This window comes from Telluria sp. RB2R28 (assembly GCF_059685835.1).
The window spans coordinates 866,791-884,466 of record NZ_JCASIK010000001.1 but is presented as its reverse complement, the minus strand read 5'-3'; the positions used below and the strand labels follow the sequence as shown (position 1 = coordinate 884,466).

Here is a 17,676-nt window from a genome sequence, read left to right as displayed (position 1 = left end):
CCGGCTCGTCTCCACCCAGCCCACGGCCGAATCGACCGTGGGGGATAACAGACACCTTACCATGCAATTGTGGCGGTTGCAGCAATTACCAGATGCATCACAAGTATGGCTTTTATGTCAATACGTAGCATCGACTGCTAGTCGGCCCTGACCTGCACATAGCGCCCCGGCGCTGGCTCGGACGGTGGATAGTCGCTGCTGCCAGCGACGCTTGGGGCCGGCACTTGCGCGCCGCCGTTCTCCGCCAGAAATTTCGCCCACGCCGGCCACCAACTGCCTTTGTGCTCTGCAGCACTCTCGAACCAGGCAGCATCCGTCTTCGGGCGTGACTTGCCACCCTTGTCGTTGGCCCAGTAACTGCGCTTGTTTTTCGAGGCCGGGTTGATCACGCCGGCGATATGGCCCGACGCACCCAGCACGAAGCGGTTCGCTTTCGGGTTGCCGGGATTGAGCAACTGCATCGAGGCGAATGCCGCCGTCCACGGCACGATATGGTCTTCCTTCGAGCCATAGACGAACACCGGCGCATCGATGGCGCCCAGATTGACCGGCACACCGCACACCGTCAGTGCGCCCGGTTGCTTGAGCTTGTTTTCCAGATACATATTGCGCAAGTACCAGCAGAACATCGGCCCTGGCAGATTGGTGCTGTCAGCGTTCCAGTACAACAAGTCGAAAGCCGGTGGTTCCTTGCCCTTCAGGTAATTTTGCTGGACATAGTTCCAGACCAGGTCGTTCGGCCGCAGCGACGAGAACGTCGTCGCCAGGTCGCGGCCCGGCATCAGGCCGCCAGCGGCGAGCTTCTGCTCGCGCAGCGCTACCTGGGTTTCGTCGATGAACACCTCGAGCACGCCGGCGTCCGAAAAGTCCAGCAGCGTGGTCAGCAGCGACAGGCTGGCTGCCGGCTGGCGCCCGCGCGCCGCCAGCACGGCCAGCGCCGTGGCGGCGATGGTGCCGCCGACGCAGAAGCCGAACACGTGTGCTTTCTCTTGCCCGGTAATCTCTGCCACGACGTCGAGCGCGCGGATCGCGCCATCTTCGACGTAATCGTCCCAGCGCAGGTGCGACTGGCTGCGGTCCGGGTTGCGCCAGGAGACCATGAACACGGTGTGGCCCTGCTCCACCACGTAGCGCACCAGCGAATTTTCGGGCTGCAGGTCGAGGATGTAGAACTTGTTGATGCACGGCGGGATCATGACCAGCGGCACGCTGTGCACGTTCGCCGTGGTCGGCGTGTACTGGATCAACTGGAACAAGTCGTTTTCGAACACGACCTGGCCGGCCGTATTACCGACATTGCGGCCCACTTCGAATGCTGCTTCATCCGATTGCGAAATGCGGCCCTTCTGCATGTCGATCAGCATATTGCTCAGGCCCTTGGTCAGGCTTTCGCCCTGGGTCTCGATCATGTGCTGCTGCGCTTCCGGATTCGTGGCCAGGAAGTTGGCGGGCGACATGGCGTCGATCATTTGCTGGACCGAGAAGCGCAGCTTCTGGCGCTCGCGCGGACCGACCTCGACCGCATCGGCCATGGCCATCATGCATTCGGCATTCAGCAGGTACGAAGCGGCCGAGAACGCCGACAGCGGATTGCCGCGCCATTCGGCTGCCGCGAAGCGCCGGTCGCTCAGCTCTGGCGTCTTGCCCAGCATGACGTCTTGCCACAGCTGGGTTGCTTTCTTGAGATAATCGTCACGGATCGCTTCCATGCGGGCCGTGTCGATGCCGGCGCCGGCGTCTTTCAGGAAACCGGCCAGCGGACTGGCGCCGCCAGGGGCCGGCATCACTGGCATGGCTGGCATCGTGGACATCATCGTCATCCAGGGCTGCCAGGCGGCAGGATCGGACCATTGGGACAACCAGGCGGCGGCAAGCGCTTGTGGATCAGGCATGTTCATGTGGGCATCCGTTGTTAGAATCGCGTGTCTTCAACCAGGAACTACAACAAGGAACTACTGCATGTGGATCGTTGCCATTGCCTGGATCTATGTCGTGGTGCTCATGGCAGCAACCGAGCCGACCGTCGTGGGCGGCATCATGACCTTCGTGTTTTATTGCGCACTGCCATTATCCATACTTTTTTATATCACCGGCGCGAGACGGCGCCGCGCGGGCAGGCAAACGGCGCAGTCACGGCGTCACGCCGGTACGCGGCGGGAGTCGCCCGCAGAGGACATGGATGACGGGGGCGGTGACGGCGACTGAGCCGTACCGCATCGCGCACCGGGTCTATTCAAGCCAGATAACACTGGCCTGGCGGCCGGTCACGCCATCGCGGCGGTAGGAATAAAACCGCTCCGGCGCACTGGCCGTACACAACCCGCCACCATGCACGCGTTCGACACCGTCACGCGCCAGCATCAAGCGGGCCAGCGTGAACATGTCAGCGAGGTATTTACCGGGGCGACCCGGGTAGGCAGAGAAGCAGGCACGTGTTGCGTCACCCGGCAGCGCCGCGGCAAATGCCGCCACCACGTCGTCGCCAACCTCGAACGCATCGGGACCGATAGCCGGCCCCATCCACGCTGTGATCTCGCCCGCGCCGGCCGCACGCATGGCGCGCACGGTCGAACCCAACACCCCACCGGCCAAGCCGCGCCAGCCGGCGTGCGCCGCGCCCACCACCTTGCCATCCAGATCGGCAAACAGCACCGGCAGGCAATCGGCAGTCAGGATGGCGCACACGACGCCAGGCATCGTGGCGATGCTGGCGTCGCCCGTGCGCACCGGCTGGCTCGGGCCCACAGTGCCGGCGTCGACGACGTCAGCGCCATGCACCTGGGCGATCCAGGCCGGACGGCCCGGCAGCCAGGCTTGCAGCAAGGCGCGGTTGGCGACGACGGCGTCTGGCGCGTCGTTTACGTGCAGGCCCAGATTCAAGCCCCCGCCGCCCTTGCCGTCGTCGTACGGACCGACGGAGACGCCGCCATCGCGGCTGGTCGCCAGCGCGCCGACGGTTGCCGGCAAGTCCGGCCAATCGGGCCAGACCAGCGCTGACCGGTCCAGCGTGCTCATGCGCGGTAGGTGACGACGCCGTTGTCGTCGTCCGCGGCGTCCTCGGTCGCCGTGCCGAACTCGCCCAGCTCCGGCTCTTCGATCCCTGCACGCGCGATCAGCTCGGCGAAATCGCCGGCCAGCGGCACGGTCCATTCGCATTGCTCACCAGTGGTGGGATGCACGAGGCCCAGACGGCGCGCCTGCAGCGCCTGGCGCGGGAACACTGGCGTCAGGTGACGCTTGCCGTAGACGGCATCGCCGACAAGCGAAAAGCCCAGCGACTGCATGTGCACACGAATCTGGTGGGTGCGGCCTGTTTCAAGGCGGCAGCGCACCAGCGTGACCGGACGCCGATCGAGCTCGCCGGAAATAACGCGCTCGTAATGGGTGATCGCCGGCTTGGCGAACGGGCTGCTCGAGACGGCCATCTTGACGCGGTCTTTCGCGTCGCGCCCCATCGGACTGTCAATCGTGCCGGACAGGCGCGGCGTGCCCCACACCAGCGCGAAGTATTCGCGCTTGACAGTGCGCGCCTGCAGCTGGCGCACGAGGTCGGTCTGCGCGGCCAGCGTTTTACCCACGACCATCAGGCCACTGGTATCCTTGTCGAGACGGTGGACGATGCCGGCGCGCGGCACGCCGACCAGTTGCGGGCAGTGATGCAGCAGGCCGTTGAGCAGCGTGCCGGTCCAGTTGCCCGAACCCGGGTGCACGACGAGGCCCGCCGGCTTGTTGACGACCATGATGTCGTCGTCTTCGTACACGATGGTGAGATCCATCGCTTCCGGCGCGAACGCCGTGTCTTCAGGCGCAGCTTGTGGCACGACGACAATGGCTTCGTCGCCATAGGCCGTGTCCTTGCCCCGGGCCGGTTTACCGTCAACCGTGATGTGGCCGCTTTCGAACCATTGCTGCAGGCGGCTGCGCGAGAACTGGGGCACCAGGCCAGCCACTACCTTGTCGAGGCGCTGGCCGCAATGTTCTTCTTGCAGCGCCAGGGTGATGGGCGACAGATCGGTGCCTGGCAACGGGACGAACCCGATCTCCAGTTCATCGTCAAAATCAGGGTCAATCGGTAAATCCGCCGGATTCGGCGCAGGAGTTAATATCACGTGAGTCCCATCGGCTATAATCAGCCGTTCGTTGAATCTAGGTAAAACATTTCTTGCAAAAAGCTATGCAAAAAAAATTGTCTGTGTTGGTCGCTACTTGCGCCCTCGTCGGTCTGTCGGCATGCAGTATGCTGCCAAAGGCCAAGGACGAGTCCAAAAACTGGTCGGCGGAGAAATTATACGCTGAGGCGCGCGAAGAGATGGCAGGTGGGCACTACGAAGCCGCAATCCCGTTGTTCAACCGGCTCGAAACCAACTTCCCGTTCGGCGTGTACGCAACACAAGCGCAGATGGAAGTGGCGTACGCCCACTACAAGTCGGCTGACCAGGCGCAAGCGCTGGCGGCGGTCGAGCGCTTCATCAAGCTGCACCCGAACCACCCCCAGGTCGACTACATGTACTACCTGCGTGGCCTGATCAATTTCAACGATCAGCTCGGGTTCTTCAGCTTCGTGTACTCGCAGGACCCGACCGAGCGCGATCCGCGTGCAACGCGTGAAGCGTTCGCGGCGTTCAAGGCGCTGGTCGACAAGTACCCGAACAGCAAGTACGCGGCCGACGCGACCGAGCGCATGAGCTACCTGATCAATGCGATGGCCCAGTACGAAGTGCACGTGGCGAATTATTACTACCGCCGCGGCTCGTACCTGGCGGCGCTCAATCGTGCCCAGGATGCGGTGACCAACTACACCGACGCCCCGGCGCGCGAAGAAGCGTTGTTCATCATGATCCGCTCGTACGACAAGCTCGGCATGCCGCTGCTGCGCGACGATACGCAGCGTGTGTTCGCGCTGAACTATCCGGACAGCTACTTCCTGAATCCGAACGCACGCGGCGATGCGCCGTGGTGGAAGTTCTGGTCCAAGGGTGGCGCCAAGGCGGCGCCGAAGGATGCAGTGCAGTAGGGTGGACGGCTGTGCCGTCCACGCGTTCACACCTCGGTGCGCGATAGGCAAAGGTGATTTGAACGCGTGGGCGGGGTACCCGCCCACCCTACGACGTTTACGCGACAGCGTCGGCGATGCGGCGCCGGAACACCCACGAGCGCTCGTTTGACGCCGCCGGCTCGAATGCGTAGCCATCCATATCAAAGTCCTTGAGCCCCTCGGGATCGGTGATGCCGTTCTCGGTCGCATAACGCGCCATCATCCCCCTCGCCCGCTTGGCATAGAACGAAATGATCTTGTACTGGCCGTTCTTCCAGTCCTGGAACACGGGCTCGATGACGGGCGCGGCCAGCAGCCTGGGCTTGACCGACTTGAAGTACTCGGTCGAGGCCAGATTCACCAGTGCCGCCGAGCCGTTCTCTGCCAGTTGCTGGTTCAGGGCAGCGGTGATCGTCTCACCCCAGAACGCATACAGATCCTTGCCGCGCGGGGTAGCCAGCCGGGTGCCCATTTCCAGGCGATACGGATGCATCTGGTCCAGTGGCCGCAGAACGCCGTACAGGCCCGACAGGATGCGCACGTGGCGCTGGGCAAACGTCAGCGCCTCAGTGTTCAGCGTACGCGCATCGAAGCCCGTGTACACGTCACCATTGAATGACATGATCGCCGGCCGCGCTTCACCATGATCGACATCCCAGTGGGCGTAGCGCCCGACGTTGAGCATCGACAGCGCGTCGGACAGGTCCATCAGTTCGCTGATCGATGCGGGTGAATGGCTGCGCAAAACCTCGATCAGTTCGCCTGCATGGGCAATGAAGTCGGGCGTGGACTGGTGCGGCGTGGTCAGAGGCGATTCGAGATCGAGGGACTTGGCGGGAGACAGGACAATCAGCATGGCCGTACGAAACTTTTCCATAAATAAACAACCGACATGATAACCGCTCCAGCCCCAACCATCGTCATCGACACCAATGTGCTGCTCGACCTGTTCGTGTTCCACGATCCGCGCTGGACCGACCTGCTCGCCGCGATCGAATCGAAGGAGATCGACGCCATCACGCGCGCCGACTGCCGCGCCGAATACCTGGCCGTGCTGCACTATCAGCACCTGCCGCTGGACGACGACAGCCGCCTGGCGGCCGCCGCCCGCTTCGACGCCCTGCTGCGCCTCGTTGACATCGATTCGAAAGCGATTCGCCTGCCCGTGTGCACCGACCGCGACGACCAGAAATTCATGGAGCTCGCGCGCGACGCCGGCGCGTCGATCCTGATCAGCAAGGACAAGGCGCTGCTCAAGCTCGGGCGCAAGACGGCGCAGGCGGGGCTGTTTCGCATCATGCTGCCAGAGGTGTGGGTCGCTATGTGGCGCCAGGCCAGGGCCGAAGGCACGCTAGAATAAGGCTTTACCCAACTGCTTTCGATCAGGATGCATTCATGAGCCTTCCACCGCTGGTCTCCCGCCTGCCGCACGTCGGCACCACCGTGTTCACCCGCATGTCGCAACTGGCCATCGACCATGGCGCCGTCAACCTGGGCCAGGGTTTCCCCGATTTCGCGTGCGATCCGGCGCTGGTCGACCTGGTGACCGACGCAATGCGCGCCGGGCATAACCAGTATCCGCCGATGACCGGCCTGCCGGCACTGCGCCAGGCGATCGCGGCCAAGATCGAGGCGACCTACGGTCATCGCTACGATGCGAATACCGAAATCACTGTGACTGCCGGCGCCAGCCAGGCCATCCAGTCGGCGATCCTGGCTGTCGTACACCCGGGCGACGAGGTGATCGTCATCGAGCCGGCCTACGATTGCTATGCGCCGGCCATTGCGCTGGCGGGCGGTGTGGTGGTGCCGGTGACGATGCGGCTGGACGCCGATGGCTACCGCGTGGAATGGGCCGACGTGCGGGCCGCGGTCACGCCGAGCACGCGCATGGTCGTCATCAACACGCCACACAACCCCACCGGCACGATCCTGCGCCAGGCCGATCTCGAGGCCCTGGTGGCGATCGTGCAGCACACGCAGATCCTGGTGCTGTCGGACGAAGTCTACGAGCACATGGTGTTCGACGGCGAGCCGCATGCATCGGTAGCGCGCCATGCTGCGCTGGCCGAACGCGCGTTCGTTGTGTCGAGCTTCGGCAAGACGTTTCACGTGACCGGCTGGAAGATCGGCTATGTCGCCGCGCCGGCAGCCCTGATGGTCGAGTTTCGCAAGGTCCACCAGTACAACGTCTTTTGCGTCAACGCGCCGATGCAGCACGCGATCGCCGCTTACCTGGAGGACCCGGCGCCGTGGCGCGACCTGCCGGCGTTCTACCAGGCCAAGCGCGACCTGTTCCGCGCCGGGTTGACCAAGTCGCGCTTCACGCTGCTGCCATCGGACGGCACCTACTTCCAGTGCGTGCGCTACGACGCGATCTCGGATCTCGGCGAAGCGGACTTCGCCGAATGGCTGACGCGCGAGATCAAGGTGGCCGCCATTCCCGTCTCGGCGTTCTACAGCCAGCCGAAGGAATCGCACGTGGTGCGTTTCTGCTTCGCGAAAAAAAACGAGACGCTGCAGCTTGCGCTGGAGCGTCTCGCACGGTTGTAGGCTCAGTCGTAAGCGCAGTTTCGCCGATATTTAGTGGGCGGCAGGCGTCGCCGCCCCGAGCGCCTTCTGCCCCGGGTCGAGGCGCTTGACCAGTATCTGGTCGATCCGGTGATGGTCGACGTCGAGCACCTCGAAGCGCATGCCTTCGTATTCGACGCTGTCGGTCTGCTTGGGCACCTTGCGCAGCATGAACATCATGAAGCCGGCCGCCGTTTCGTAGCGCTCTTCTTCCGGCAGCGACTGCAGGTCGATCACGCGCTTCATCTCGGCCACCGGCGTGCTGCCGTCGATCAGCCACGAACCATCTTCGCGCTGCATCGTTTGCTGGTCCGCTTCCAGCGGGCTGCCCCAGCGGCCCATCACGGTCACCATGATGTCCGACAGCGTGATCACGCCAACCACAAACGCATACTCGTTGATGACGACCGCGAACGTCTCCTTGCTGGAGCGGAAGCGGTCAAGCAGCTCGGACAGCGTCAGGCTGTCCGGGATGATCAGCACCGTGCGGATCGTCGATTCGCTCAGGTGAAAGTGCGACTGGTTGTTCAGCAGGCGCACCAGGATGTCGCGCGTGTCGACATAGCCGACCACGCGATCGATCACGCCGTCGCAGACGGGGAATTTCGACAGCGAGTGCGCTGCGATCTTCTGGCGCACGCTCTCTTCGGGTTCGGTCAGGTCGAAGAACACGATGTTCTCGCGCGTCGTCATCGTCGACGTCACGGCGCGCGACTCGAGTTCGAACACGTTCTCGATGAAGTGCTGCTCCTGCTTTTGCAGCACGCCGGCCTGCGCGCCCGCTTCGACCACGGCCGAAATTTCATCGAACGTGATGCGGTCTTCGCGCGTCATGTTGATGCCGAATAGCTTGAACAAGCCGTTGGCGATCACGTTCAGTGTCCACGAAAACGGCTTGAACAGGCGGATGACGAACAGCACCGGGCGGATCACCGCCATCGCCGTCGTCTCGGGCGAGATCAAGGCCAGGCGCTTGGGCATCAGGTCCGAGAACAGCACGAACAGCGTGGTGACGAACACGAACGACAGCGTGAAGGCGATGTTTTCGCGGCCCGGGCCCGTGTAGAACACAGACAGCCACTCGAGGAAGAACGGGCGCAGCGCCCCTTCGCCCAGGATACCGCCGAGGATCGCAATGGCGTTCAGGCCAAGCTGCGAAGCGGCAAAGAAGTCGGCCGAATGCGCCTGCAGCGCCATGACCTTGCGGGCACGGTCATCGCCCGCCTCGGCCAGCAATTTGAGTTTGATTTTGCGGGCGCCTGCCAGCGAAATTTCGGTGAGCGACAGGAAGCCCGCCGCAAGCACCAGCACGGCCAGCAAGGCCAAATGTTCGAACAAGTTCATGGGACACCCGGGGTACTGTTATTGGGTCACGCTCGTTGACCGGGGAGCTGCGCAGGGGTACCTGCGCAGGCATGACACTTTACCATGCCCGCCCTCCCCGGCGGCGGCCTCAACGACCGGGTTGGCCCAGCCGGCGCTCGACGAAGGCCTGCAGTTCGGGCGACAGCGTCCCGCTGGCCTGCGCCTGCATGAAGGCGGCGCGGCTTTCGGCGTCGCGCTTGTCAGCCTGCAGCGCGATGCCCAGGCCCATCCACCACACACCGTTGCCGGGCGAGCGCTTGAGCGCGGCCTGGTAATGATCGGCCGCTTCATGCACACGGCCTTCGCGCTGCAGCACGCCGGCCAGGAATGCGTGGTACTCGCCATTGCCCGCCGCATAGGGCAGCGTGCGCGTCATGGTCTCGATGGCCGGCCCGCCCCGTTCGAGCTGCAGGCGCGCCAGCAGCATCGCCAGCGCCGGCTGGCGCGCGTCGATTGCGAGCGCGGCCTGCAACTGGCGCATCGCATCGTCCGGACGGCCCGCTTCGATCAGCAGGCCCACCAGCGTCTGGCGCGCCGCTTCGTGGCGCGGATCGATCTGCAGGCCCGCTTGCAGCGTGGCGATGGCTTCCGTCACGCGGCCGTCTTCCAGCACGCCGAGCGCGCGCCGGTAGGCGTTTTCGGCCCGTTGCGACGGCGTGTCGGTGCGGCCGGCAGGCGGCGCAGCCGGTGTGTTCTTCGCCACCGAAACCGTGCGTGGTGCGGGCTTGGCGGTTGGTGCCGGAGCGACCGGCCTGACACGCTTGGGCGCCGGTGCTGGTGCCGGTGTGGGCTCGGGTGCTGGTTCCGGTGCCGGCTCCGGCTCCGGTGGCGGCGCTGGCACGGCTGGCGCCACATCGACCACCTGCACCGGCGCCGCCGCCGGCATGTCCACTACCACCGCCGTGCGTGCCGGGGCCGGCGCAGCCGCCAGCATGGCCGGCGTTGGCGCAGGCGCCGTCTGCATCATCTTCCAGCCGGCGACACCGGCGCCGACCGCCAGCAGCGCGCCACCAAACAGCGCCGCGCGCAGCACCGGTCCACGCCGCTCGGGCGCCGCCACGGGCCGCACGTCGGCCGGCAGCGGCGCCGCGCCAGGCTGGCCGGCACGGGCATCGAGGTCCTTGAGCATCTTGTTAATGGGGCTCATGGCGCCACCACCCAGGCAAACACGCCAAGGGCGCCCATGACGATTGCGCCGCCCGTCAGCCACTGGCGGATCGCGCGGCCCACACCCACCGTGTCACGCGCAGCGATGGCGACATGGCCACCTGCGACCTGCTGCTTGCCCTGGCCATAACTGAGCATCATCGCCTTGTGCGCCATGATGTTGACCAGGCGCGGCACGCCGCCGCTGGCCTGGTACAGGCTGCGGATCGCGGCGCTGGAAAACAGCCGCGCGCCGGTGAAGCCGGCCACGCGCAGCCGGTGCGCCAAATAAAAATCGATGTCGTCGCGGTTCAACGGTCCCAGGTGGTAGTGGAACGTGATGCGCTGGGCCAGCTGGCGGATCGAGTCCAGTTGCAGCTTGCGATTGAGCTCGGGCTGGCCGAACAGGACGATCTGCAGCAGCTTGCGCTTTTCCGTTTCCAGGTTCGTCAGCAGCCGCAGGGCTTCCAGGCTGTCGACGGGAATGGCCTGCGCTTCGTCCAGGCACAGCACGACGCGCAGGTCCTGCGCGGCCAGTTGCAGCAGGCGCAGGTTGATCGCCTTGAGTAGCTGGTGCTGGTCGACGTCGCGCTCGAGCACGATCTCCAGTTCGTCGGCCAGCGCCAGCATCAACGTGCGCGGTTCGAGGTACGGGTTCGGGATGTAAGCCGTGACGAATCCCTCACCGAGCGTCGCCATGAACTTGCGGCACAGGAGCGTCTTGCCGGTGCCGACTTCGCCCGTGATCTTGATGAAGCCTTCGCCGCTGCGCGCCGCCACCAGGAGCGTGTTGAGGGCTTCCTGCGAACGCGGGCTGCCGAAGAAAAAGCTGGTATCCGGCGTGATCCCGAACGGCAGCTCGCGCAGGCCAAAATGCGCCGCGTACATCAGTCAACGCCCCAGCCAGCAGCACGGCTGCGGGGATCGAGCTGCTCGATGCGGCGGCTCGCGTCCATCATGTCTTCGCTCCAGTCGCTGGCGCCTTCGACGATGGTCGGCTTGATCAGGACAACCAGCTCGCGCTTCTGGTTGGTCCGGTTCTTGTTGCGAAACAGGTTGCCCAGGAGCGGGATCTTGTCGGCGCCCGGCAGCTGGTCGGTGTCGCCGGTGGAGGCCTGGCGCATCAAGCCGCCGATGGCAACCACTTGCCCGTTACGGCCGCGCACGATGCTGTCGAGTTCCGACGTGCTCGATGCTGCCAGCGGCAGGCGCAGCGTGCCGCCCGAGCCCAGGTCGACATCCTTGTTGACGGTGGTGACCTGGCTGACCGACGGGTGCACGTGCAGCAGGATATTGCCATTGGCGTCGATCTGCGGCGTCACGTCGAGCACGACACCGGAGAAGAACGGCTGCACCGTCACGCTCGGGCTGACGATGCTGCCGTTGTCGCCGGTCGTGATGTTGTTGGTCACACCGGTGACGAAGAATTCATCGGTGCCGATCTTGAGCACGGCCTTCTGGTTGTTCACCGCGGCGATGCGGGGGCTCGACAGCACGTGCACACTGCCCTGCGACTCGAGGAACGTGATCAGCGCCGCGAAGTTATTCGTCTGGAAGGCGAAGCCGAACAACGAACCGGCCGCCGTGGCAGCATTCGACAGCGAGAAGCCGGTGCTGGCCGCGAGGCCCTGGCCGCTGTTGATGACAGGCGGCTGGCCGCCCGTGTACGGCAGTGGCGCCAGGTTGGCGCCGGGCGAGATCAGGCCACCGGAAACGCGGTTCGGGTGCGAGCCGCGGAACGATGCGAACGAGGCCCAGTTGATGCCGCTCTGGAAGCTGTCGTTGAGTTCCACCTCGAGGATCTTGGCTTCCAGGATCACCTGGCGGTCGACGGACAGCTGGGTGGCCTTCAGGTAGGCGTCGACGTTGCGCAGTTCGTCCGGCATCGCGCGGATCACAAGCACGCCCGATTGCGGGCTGACGACGACGCTGCGCCCGCCTTCTGTCGAGCCGACGATGGCGGCAATCGACAGTTTTAAATCGCCCCAGAAGTCGTTGTCCGAGTGTGTGCGCACGTCGGTGCTGTTGGTCTGGGTCTGGCCGTTGCTGCTGTTGTTGTTATTGTTGTTGCCGTTGTTACCGTTCTGGTTGCCGTTGTTCTGGCTGCGGTTGTTGTTGCCGCCACCGCCGCCGCCGCCGTTGTTATTGTTGTTGCCATTGCCGGCGTCGGCCACCGAAGTGGAAGACACGCGCAGATTGGAACTGCCGCTGCGCTGGGCCGTCAGGTAATTCACATGGAACATGCGGGTCTGCATCGTCAGCGGGCGGATCGCGATGCGGGCGCCGTCGATCTTGTAGTCGTAGCCATACATGTCGCGCACCGCTTCCAGCGTTTCGACCAGCGTCACGTCCTTCAGGTTGGCGCTGATATTGCCCGTCACGTCCGGGTGCACGAGCATGTTGTAGCGGGTGCCGGCCACGATCGAGCGGAAGAACTGCTGCGCCGGGACGTTGTTGAAGGCGACGTTGAAGCGCTCTTCCAGCGCCGGCCTGGCCTTGGGCAGCTGGCTGGCCAGCGTCGCTGCCGGCGGCAGCAGCGCATTGGCCACCGCGTCGTCCACTGCGGGGCGGGCGCCCTGCTGGGTGCTGGCTTTCGTCAGCTCTTTCGTGATCGCGTCATAGGTGGCGTTCTGTGGCGCGCTCTGGCAGCCGCCAAGGAGCACGGTGACGGCGAGCGCCACGGCCAGCGCGCGCGGCGCCATTACAAACTTGGGTGTCATGGTGGGTACGTACTTCATTGGTTAGCGGGCAACCGGCGTCATGCCGGACAGCGGTGCATCCATGCGCAGCACCTGGCGCGCGTTGCCGCGCACGAGGATGACCTCGCCAGGCTTGATACTCGTGATCCGTGCGCCCTTGTAGCTCTCGCCCAGGCGCAGCGTCTCGCCGTCGATGACGGCCACGTGGCGCCCGCCCGCATGCGGCGCGATCAGCACCGATTGCAGGCGCGGGACATCGCGCTGCACGGCCGGATCGAGCGCGATCCGGTCCATGCCGGCCGGCGGGCGGGTCGGGTCCTGCAACGGCTGCGCGACGGCAGGCAGCTGGCACAGCGCAAGGCATGCCAGCACGGTCTTGGTCAGGTTCTTCACAGCTTCATCCATTGTCGGTCCAGGCTGAGCGTATGCAGCGTGAGCGTCAGGCGCGCGGTCGGATAGGTTTCGACGTCGAGCTGGGCGCGGCCCCAGAACATCCGCGTCGGCATCGCGTCGAGTGTGCTCATGTAGTCGACCATGTCGAGGTAGTTGCCACGCACGGTGACTTCGACACCGTGCCGGTACAGCAAGGGCACGTCGCCCCCCGCTGCAGGCGCAGGTGTTGCCGGCGCTGCCGGTGCTGCCGTGGCTGCCGTGGCTGCAGTGGCGCCCGGTGCGGCCAGCGGTTCGGCCGGCAGTGTCCGCATCGAGACGAGCTTGAGGCGGCCGTTGGCGCGCAGGATGCCTTCGACCAGCGGTCCCATGCGCTCGGGCGGCACCAGGCCGTGTTCAAGCGCCAGCAGCTCGCTGCCCAGTTGCCCCATCTCCTGCTGCATCGTGTTAAGGCGGGTGCGGGACTGGGCGTCGGGGTCGATCCGGGAAGCCTCCACGCGCGCCGTGATCTCGCCATCGATGGCGGTGCTCGCGGCCTGCTGTTGCTCAATCTGCGTGCGCAGCGCTGCCTGCTTCGCATCCTGCGGCGCCAGCACGAACGTGTGCCCGGCAAACACCAGCACGGCGATGGTGGCGCCGAACACCATGCCGCGCTCGCGCAGCGACAGGGCGTCGATACGCGCCGCAAGCTGGAGCACGCGCTGCCTGATCGACGCGCTCATGGCCGTGGCTCCTCGGCGACCGACTGCAGGCTGAATTCGACATACGGCGCGGCGCGGGTGGCGGGCTGGCCGTCCGCGCCGGGCGCGGCTGCCGGCACCGGCAGCGGCGCCGCTTCGCCGATTTGCAGGCTGGCGAACGACTTGCCCTGCATCAGGGGCTCGCTTGTCAGGCGATTCAGGTAGCCAGGCACCATGGCCGGGTCCATGGCACGGCCGCGGATGCCGATCTGGGCGCCGCCCGCATCGACCGTCACGCCGGTCAGCCACAGCCCCGGCATGCTCTGGCGCGCGAGGGCCTTGAAGTAGCCGCCGAAGCCGTTCGTGTCACCCAGTTCGCCCCGTGCCAGCGCGCCCGATACGTGGCGCATGGCGGCCAGCTTGCGGTCGGCGCCAAGGAGCTGGTCCGCCATCGTCGCGTCTTTCGCCCGCGGCACGAATTCGGTATTGACCGAGGCCAGGCGTGCTTGCTGCTTGTCGAGCTGCACCGCACCGGCATCGGCCTGCTGCTGCAGTTCGGCCGTGCGTATGCTCCCCATCAGTGCCAGGCCGGCGATGCCGACGACGATCACGCCGGCGGCCAGCGCCAGCTGCGCTGCCGACAGCACGTGCTTTTGCGGCTGGAACGCCGGATTGAACAGATTGATTTGCTGGCTCATGCGCCCTCCCCGTCCCGCAGCGCGCCGCCGATGGCCAGGAAAAAGCGCTGCTGCTGGGCCAGGTCGGCCAGCTCGGGCGTGCGCGACAGGTCGAACAGGCTCGCCAGGTTCAGCGTTTCGACCGGCGTGTACAGATTGCTGGACAGGTATTCGTCGAGCCCCGTCACGGCCGATGGGCCGAGAATGAGCTTGGCGACGCTGATGAACGAATACTGGCGTTCGAAATGGTCGAGCGAGCGCTGCAGCTCGAGCGTGATCTTATCGAAGCTCGCGTTCTTGCGGTCGTGGTCGGGTTCGAGCAATTGCGCCAGCGTGACATCGAAGCGGCGCGACAGGTAGAGCTCGCCGCGGTACGACACCGTCAGCAGGCCACCGTCATTGCCAAACGACAGCATGGCAATGCCGCGGCCTTCCGGCTCGAGCATGGCCGACAAATTGCGCTGAGCCATTTCCGGGATATCGATGGCGGCCAGTTCGACCTTGGCGTCCAGGAACAGTTTCTGGCGCGGCGCGATGATGCTGTTTTTTGCCGCGACAACGAACACCGATTGCTGGGCGCGCGAGTTGGCGTCCAGCGCGATGTCGAGCACGTCGATGGTGGCTTCGGCGGCGGGAAAGTCGAGGACGTCCTTGAGGCGCCAGCGCATCGCCGTTTTCATCTCTTCGCGTGGCACGCTGGGCGCTTCAACGTTGAGCATCTGGTATTCGCCGCCACTGAGCAAGGTGCTGCAATGGCGTAGGCTGGCCTGGCTGTCGCGGCCAACCTTGTCGATGGCCTCGGCAACCGATGGGGCAGTCACCGGCGCGGCAAGGCGCAGGACGGGCTTGGCGTCCGGCATGCGCTCGACACTGGCGGCCAGCACGTGCTCGCCGGCAATGACAAAAGCGAGCCAACCGGTTTTCTTCCTGGATTTCTTAAACAAACGCATGCAGGCCGCTGATTGTTAGCAGTAAAGGTCGTCACCGACAAAGTCTTGATTATAGACAAGAGTGATTGAGAGAAATCACAAAAAATCACAGTATCGGTGATGTTGATGTGCAGCATGTGGCAACCATGCCACCAGCGATAAAAAAAGGCGCTGCCATGGCAGCGCCTGTTCGATCGGCTACTGGCGAATTATTCGCACTTCTCGGTATTAACGACGATGACTGGCGCTGGCACGGCAGCCGTGGCTTCGTTGTAGGAGACAAAGCACGTTCCATTCAGCGCTGCCGGCATGTTAGCTGGCCTGAAGATGATTTGCTGACCATTCGGCGTCGGCGTGTATTCTTTTGGATCCAAACCGGCTGCCAATGCGATCGTGCCTTGGGTTGGGTAGCCAAAGAGCATGTCAATGCTTGCTCCTTCAACGACGATTGTGCTCGCGTTATTGATCAGCCACTTACCATGCAGCATCGACGACGCAGCGGAGATCGCGCCCCTCGCGCCTTTCAGCGAGGCCCCGCGTGCATCGCCACTCAGGCTCGCGAACTTCGGCAGCGCCGTTGCTGCAAGAATGCCCAGGATGACGATCACGACGATCAGTTCGATCAGGGTGAAACCGCCTTGCGCGCCTTTGTTGAAACCTTTGTTCATCGCTACTCTCCGTATGATTGAAAGGATGAAAATCCTTTCGACTGTATGATTGAGGACCGGTGCACCAAGGCACGCAGTAGACCGATCCCTCTGATATCTTTGCCCTCATCCCGGCCTGACGGCGGAGAGCGCACAAAGAATTCTACATTGGCCTAGGGAAATTTCGATATACAGGAAGAACTTTCCACAAAGTATTTTGAGCTAACGCGAATTTCCCGCCCGGCAACCCCCGATTTGGTGCCATTACGCAACACTCGTCTGCGACCCGTGTTATTTCGGATGCAATGCGGCCTGTCCCAGATCCCAGATCGGCAGGAAAATACCCAGCGCCAGAATCAGCACCATAACGCCCAGGAAGGTAATCAGGATCGGCTCGATCTGGCTCGAGAGCGTCTTGAGCTCATAGTCGACTTCGCGCTCGTACATCAGGGCGATCTCATCCATCAGGTCATCGATCGAACCGGTTTCCTCGCCCACGGCGATCATCTGCAGGACGATCGGCGTGAACACGTTCGCAGCGGTGGAGGTACGCAGGATGCTCTCCCCGCGCTCAACGCCATCGCGCATCTGGTCGATACGCGAACTGAGATAGGCGTTATCCGCCGTCTGCGACACCACCGTCAATGCCTGCACGATCGGTACGCCACTGCGCAGCGACAGCGCGAAGCTCCGCGCAAAGCGCGCCATCGTTCCTTTGTGGATGATCTTGCCGGCAACTGGCAGGCGCAGCTTGACGCGGTCCCAGATCAAGCGGCCATTCACCGTGCGGGCCCAGGCCTTGAAGCCGACGATCGACGCAACGGTCACGCCAGCGAGTGCTGGCCACCAGGCGATCGTGAATTGCGAGGTCGTCAGCAGCACGCGCGTCATCAAGGGCAATTCGGCGCCAAACGACGCGAACACCGAGGCAAACTTGGGGATCACAAAAATATTCACGACGACCATCGCCAGCACCATGGCGATGACAACAAAGGTCGGATACCGCAGCGCCGTCTTGACGCGCTCGCGCATGTCGCGATCGAACTCGAGGTGATCGAACAAACGCAGGAAGACTTCCTCCAGGCGCCCCGTCATTTCACCGACCTTAACCATCGACAGGTAGAACGGCGTGAACACGAGCGGGTGGCGGCCCATCGCGATCGACAGCTCACGGCCGGCGTCGAGCGACTCGCGCAGGTCCTTGATGATGCGTGCGAACGACGTGCTGATGGCCGACTCCTGCAGACCGGCCAGCCCGCGCATGATCGGCACGCCTGATTTCAGTAGCGTGTAGATCTGGCGGCTGAACAGTTGCACGTCCATCGACGTCACCTTTTTTTCGAACAGGCGCTCGCGCCAGCCCAGGCTGCTGCCAGCGCCGCCGCTGGTCGCGCGGCGCTTGGTCACGCTGATCTCGAGCGGCGTCACGCCGCTGCCGAACAACTGGTCGGCGACGGCGCCGCTGTCGGCGCCTTCGAGCACGCCCTGCAGCAACTCACCGCGTCCGTCGCGGCCTTTGTAGGCGAAAAATGGCATC

18 protein-coding genes are annotated in these 17,676 nt (G+C 64.3%); 4 read left to right on the top strand and 14 right to left on the bottom strand.

Annotated features, from left to right (window positions below; all coding sequences use genetic code 11):
- Nucleotides 1–137: 137 nt before the first annotated feature.
- Nucleotides 138–1,898: a class I poly(R)-hydroxyalkanoic acid synthase gene (phaC, locus tag AC56LV_RS04000; RefSeq protein ID WP_499556142.1), complete on the bottom strand. Its 1,761-nt coding sequence runs from the start codon at nt 1,896–1,898 to the stop codon at nt 138–140.
- 61 nt (nt 1,899–1,959) lie between these two features.
- Between phaC and AC56LV_RS03995 the strand changes: the two genes are divergently transcribed.
- Complete coding sequence (locus AC56LV_RS03995; RefSeq protein WP_499556141.1) at nt 1,960–2,205, top strand: hypothetical protein; 246 nt, start codon at nt 1,960–1,962, stop codon at nt 2,203–2,205.
- A 24-nt stretch (nt 2,206–2,229) separates the two neighbouring features.
- Here the strand turns inward: AC56LV_RS03995 and pgeF are convergent, their stop codons facing one another.
- Both pgeF and AC56LV_RS03985 read right to left on the bottom strand, forming a co-directional pair.
- On the bottom strand, nt 2,230–3,015 hold the full coding sequence (gene pgeF / locus AC56LV_RS03990; RefSeq protein ID WP_499556140.1) for a peptidoglycan editing factor PgeF: 786 nt from the start codon (nt 3,013–3,015) through the stop codon (nt 2,230–2,232).
- Nucleotides 3,012–4,109, bottom strand: coding sequence for an RluA family pseudouridine synthase (locus tag AC56LV_RS03985; protein WP_499556139.1), 1,098 nt, complete (start codon nt 4,107–4,109; stop codon nt 3,012–3,014). Before AC56LV_RS03985 ends, pgeF begins: the two co-directional genes overlap by 4 nt.
- 65 nt (nt 4,110–4,174) lie before the next feature.
- Between AC56LV_RS03985 and AC56LV_RS03980 the strand changes: the two genes are divergently transcribed.
- Entirely contained in the window at nt 4,175–5,014 is an 840-nt protein-coding gene (locus tag AC56LV_RS03980; RefSeq protein ID WP_258837823.1) for an outer membrane protein assembly factor BamD, read from the top strand.
- A 97-nt stretch (nt 5,015–5,111) separates the two neighbouring features.
- On the opposite strand, the gene yaaA is transcribed toward AC56LV_RS03980, so the two are convergent.
- Nucleotides 5,112–5,891, bottom strand: a complete 780-nt coding sequence (gene yaaA, locus AC56LV_RS03975; protein ID WP_499556776.1) for a peroxide stress protein YaaA — start codon at nt 5,889–5,891, stop codon at nt 5,112–5,114.
- 36 nt (nt 5,892–5,927) lie between these two features.
- Between yaaA and AC56LV_RS03970 the strand changes: the two genes are divergently transcribed.
- Complete coding sequence (locus AC56LV_RS03970) at nt 5,928–6,395, top strand: putative toxin-antitoxin system toxin component, PIN family (protein ID WP_499556138.1); 468 nt, start codon at nt 5,928–5,930, stop codon at nt 6,393–6,395.
- A gap of 35 nt (nt 6,396–6,430) precedes the next feature.
- Nucleotides 6,431–7,588: a pyridoxal phosphate-dependent aminotransferase gene (locus tag AC56LV_RS03965; protein ID WP_499556137.1), complete on the top strand. Its 1,158-nt coding sequence runs from the start codon at nt 6,431–6,433 to the stop codon at nt 7,586–7,588.
- Nucleotides 7,589–7,618: 30 nt separating this feature from the next.
- Here AC56LV_RS03965 and paeA read toward each other — a convergent pair whose 3' ends face one another.
- The 10 genes from paeA to AC56LV_RS03915 form a co-directional block, all read right to left on the bottom strand.
- Nucleotides 7,619–8,950, bottom strand: a complete 1,332-nt coding sequence (paeA, locus tag AC56LV_RS03960) for a polyamine export protein PaeA (protein WP_499556136.1) — start codon at nt 8,948–8,950, stop codon at nt 7,619–7,621.
- 109 nt (nt 8,951–9,059) lie between these two features.
- On the bottom strand, nt 9,060–10,118 hold the full coding sequence (locus AC56LV_RS03955) for a tetratricopeptide repeat protein (protein ID WP_499556135.1): 1,059 nt from the start codon (nt 10,116–10,118) through the stop codon (nt 9,060–9,062).
- The gene (locus AC56LV_RS03950) at nt 10,115–11,005 is read right to left on the bottom strand and encodes an ExeA family protein (RefSeq protein ID WP_499556134.1); all 891 of its coding nucleotides are present in this window, start codon (nt 11,003–11,005) and stop codon (nt 10,115–10,117) included. Before AC56LV_RS03950 ends, AC56LV_RS03955 begins: the two co-directional genes overlap by 4 nt.
- Complete coding sequence (gene mshL / locus AC56LV_RS03945; protein ID WP_499556133.1) at nt 11,005–12,837, bottom strand: pilus (MSHA type) biogenesis protein MshL; 1,833 nt, start codon at nt 12,835–12,837, stop codon at nt 11,005–11,007. Before mshL ends, AC56LV_RS03950 begins: the two co-directional genes overlap by 1 nt.
- 21 nt (nt 12,838–12,858) lie before the next feature.
- The gene (locus AC56LV_RS03940; RefSeq protein ID WP_499556132.1) at nt 12,859–13,221 is read right to left on the bottom strand and encodes a hypothetical protein; all 363 of its coding nucleotides are present in this window, start codon (nt 13,219–13,221) and stop codon (nt 12,859–12,861) included.
- A complete protein-coding gene (locus tag AC56LV_RS03935) occupies nt 13,206–13,928 on the bottom strand; it encodes a hypothetical protein (RefSeq protein ID WP_499556131.1) in 723 nt (240 codons plus the stop codon). The genes AC56LV_RS03940 and AC56LV_RS03935 overlap by 16 nt, the downstream gene beginning before the upstream one ends.
- Nucleotides 13,925–14,584: a PilN domain-containing protein gene (locus AC56LV_RS03930; protein ID WP_499556130.1), complete on the bottom strand. Its 660-nt coding sequence runs from the start codon at nt 14,582–14,584 to the stop codon at nt 13,925–13,927. The genes AC56LV_RS03935 and AC56LV_RS03930 overlap by 4 nt, the downstream gene beginning before the upstream one ends.
- Entirely contained in the window at nt 14,581–15,513 is a 933-nt protein-coding gene (gene pilM, locus AC56LV_RS03925) for a type IV pilus biogenesis protein PilM (protein ID WP_499556129.1), read from the bottom strand. The genes AC56LV_RS03930 and pilM overlap by 4 nt, the downstream gene beginning before the upstream one ends.
- Nucleotides 15,514–15,701: 188 nt before the next feature.
- On the bottom strand, nt 15,702–16,160 hold the full coding sequence (locus AC56LV_RS03920) for a prepilin-type N-terminal cleavage/methylation domain-containing protein (protein WP_499556128.1): 459 nt from the start codon (nt 16,158–16,160) through the stop codon (nt 15,702–15,704).
- Between the two features lie 270 nt (nt 16,161–16,430).
- Complete coding sequence (locus AC56LV_RS03915; protein WP_499556127.1) at nt 16,431–17,675, bottom strand: type II secretion system F family protein; 1,245 nt, start codon at nt 17,673–17,675, stop codon at nt 16,431–16,433.
- Nucleotide 17,676 lies beyond the last annotated feature (1 nt).

Bases quoted from the DNA above. Each gene is read 5' to 3' on its own strand.
- AC56LV_RS03965 (WP_499556137.1), top strand. From the start codon at position 6,431: ATGAGCCTTCCACCGCTGGTCTCCCGCCTGCCGCACGTCGGCACCACC.
- pilM (WP_499556129.1), bottom strand. From the start codon at position 15,513: ATGCGTTTGTTTAAGAAATCCAGGAAGAAAACCGGTTGGCTCGCTTTT.
- mshL (WP_499556133.1), bottom strand. From the start codon at position 12,837: ATGACACCCAAGTTTGTAATGGCGCCGCGCGCGCTGGCCGTGGCGCTC.
- AC56LV_RS03940 (WP_499556132.1), bottom strand. From the start codon at position 13,221: ATGGATGAAGCTGTGAAGAACCTGACCAAGACCGTGCTGGCATGCCTT.
- yaaA (WP_499556776.1), bottom strand. From the start codon at position 5,891: ATGCTGATTGTCCTGTCTCCCGCCAAGTCCCTCGATCTCGAATCGCCT.
- AC56LV_RS03950 (WP_499556134.1), bottom strand. From the start codon at position 11,005: ATGTACGCGGCGCATTTTGGCCTGCGCGAGCTGCCGTTCGGGATCACG.
- AC56LV_RS03970 (WP_499556138.1), top strand. From the start codon at position 5,928: ATGATAACCGCTCCAGCCCCAACCATCGTCATCGACACCAATGTGCTG.
- phaC (WP_499556142.1), bottom strand. From the start codon at position 1,898: ATGAACATGCCTGATCCACAAGCGCTTGCCGCCGCCTGGTTGTCCCAA.
- AC56LV_RS03915 (WP_499556127.1), bottom strand. From the start codon at position 17,675: ATGCCATTTTTCGCCTACAAAGGCCGCGACGGACGCGGTGAGTTGCTG.
- AC56LV_RS03920 (WP_499556128.1), bottom strand. From the start codon at position 16,160: ATGAACAAAGGTTTCAACAAAGGCGCGCAAGGCGGTTTCACCCTGATC.
- AC56LV_RS03980 (WP_258837823.1), top strand. From the start codon at position 4,175: ATGCAAAAAAAATTGTCTGTGTTGGTCGCTACTTGCGCCCTCGTCGGT.
- AC56LV_RS03930 (WP_499556130.1), bottom strand. From the start codon at position 14,584: ATGAGCCAGCAAATCAATCTGTTCAATCCGGCGTTCCAGCCGCAAAAG.
- AC56LV_RS03935 (WP_499556131.1), bottom strand. From the start codon at position 13,928: ATGAGCGCGTCGATCAGGCAGCGCGTGCTCCAGCTTGCGGCGCGTATC.
- pgeF (WP_499556140.1), bottom strand. From the start codon at position 3,015: ATGAGCACGCTGGACCGGTCAGCGCTGGTCTGGCCCGATTGGCCGGAC.
- AC56LV_RS03955 (WP_499556135.1), bottom strand. From the start codon at position 10,118: ATGAGCCCCATTAACAAGATGCTCAAGGACCTCGATGCCCGTGCCGGC.
- paeA (WP_499556136.1), bottom strand. From the start codon at position 8,950: ATGAACTTGTTCGAACATTTGGCCTTGCTGGCCGTGCTGGTGCTTGCG.
- AC56LV_RS03995 (WP_499556141.1), top strand. From the start codon at position 1,960: ATGTGGATCGTTGCCATTGCCTGGATCTATGTCGTGGTGCTCATGGCA.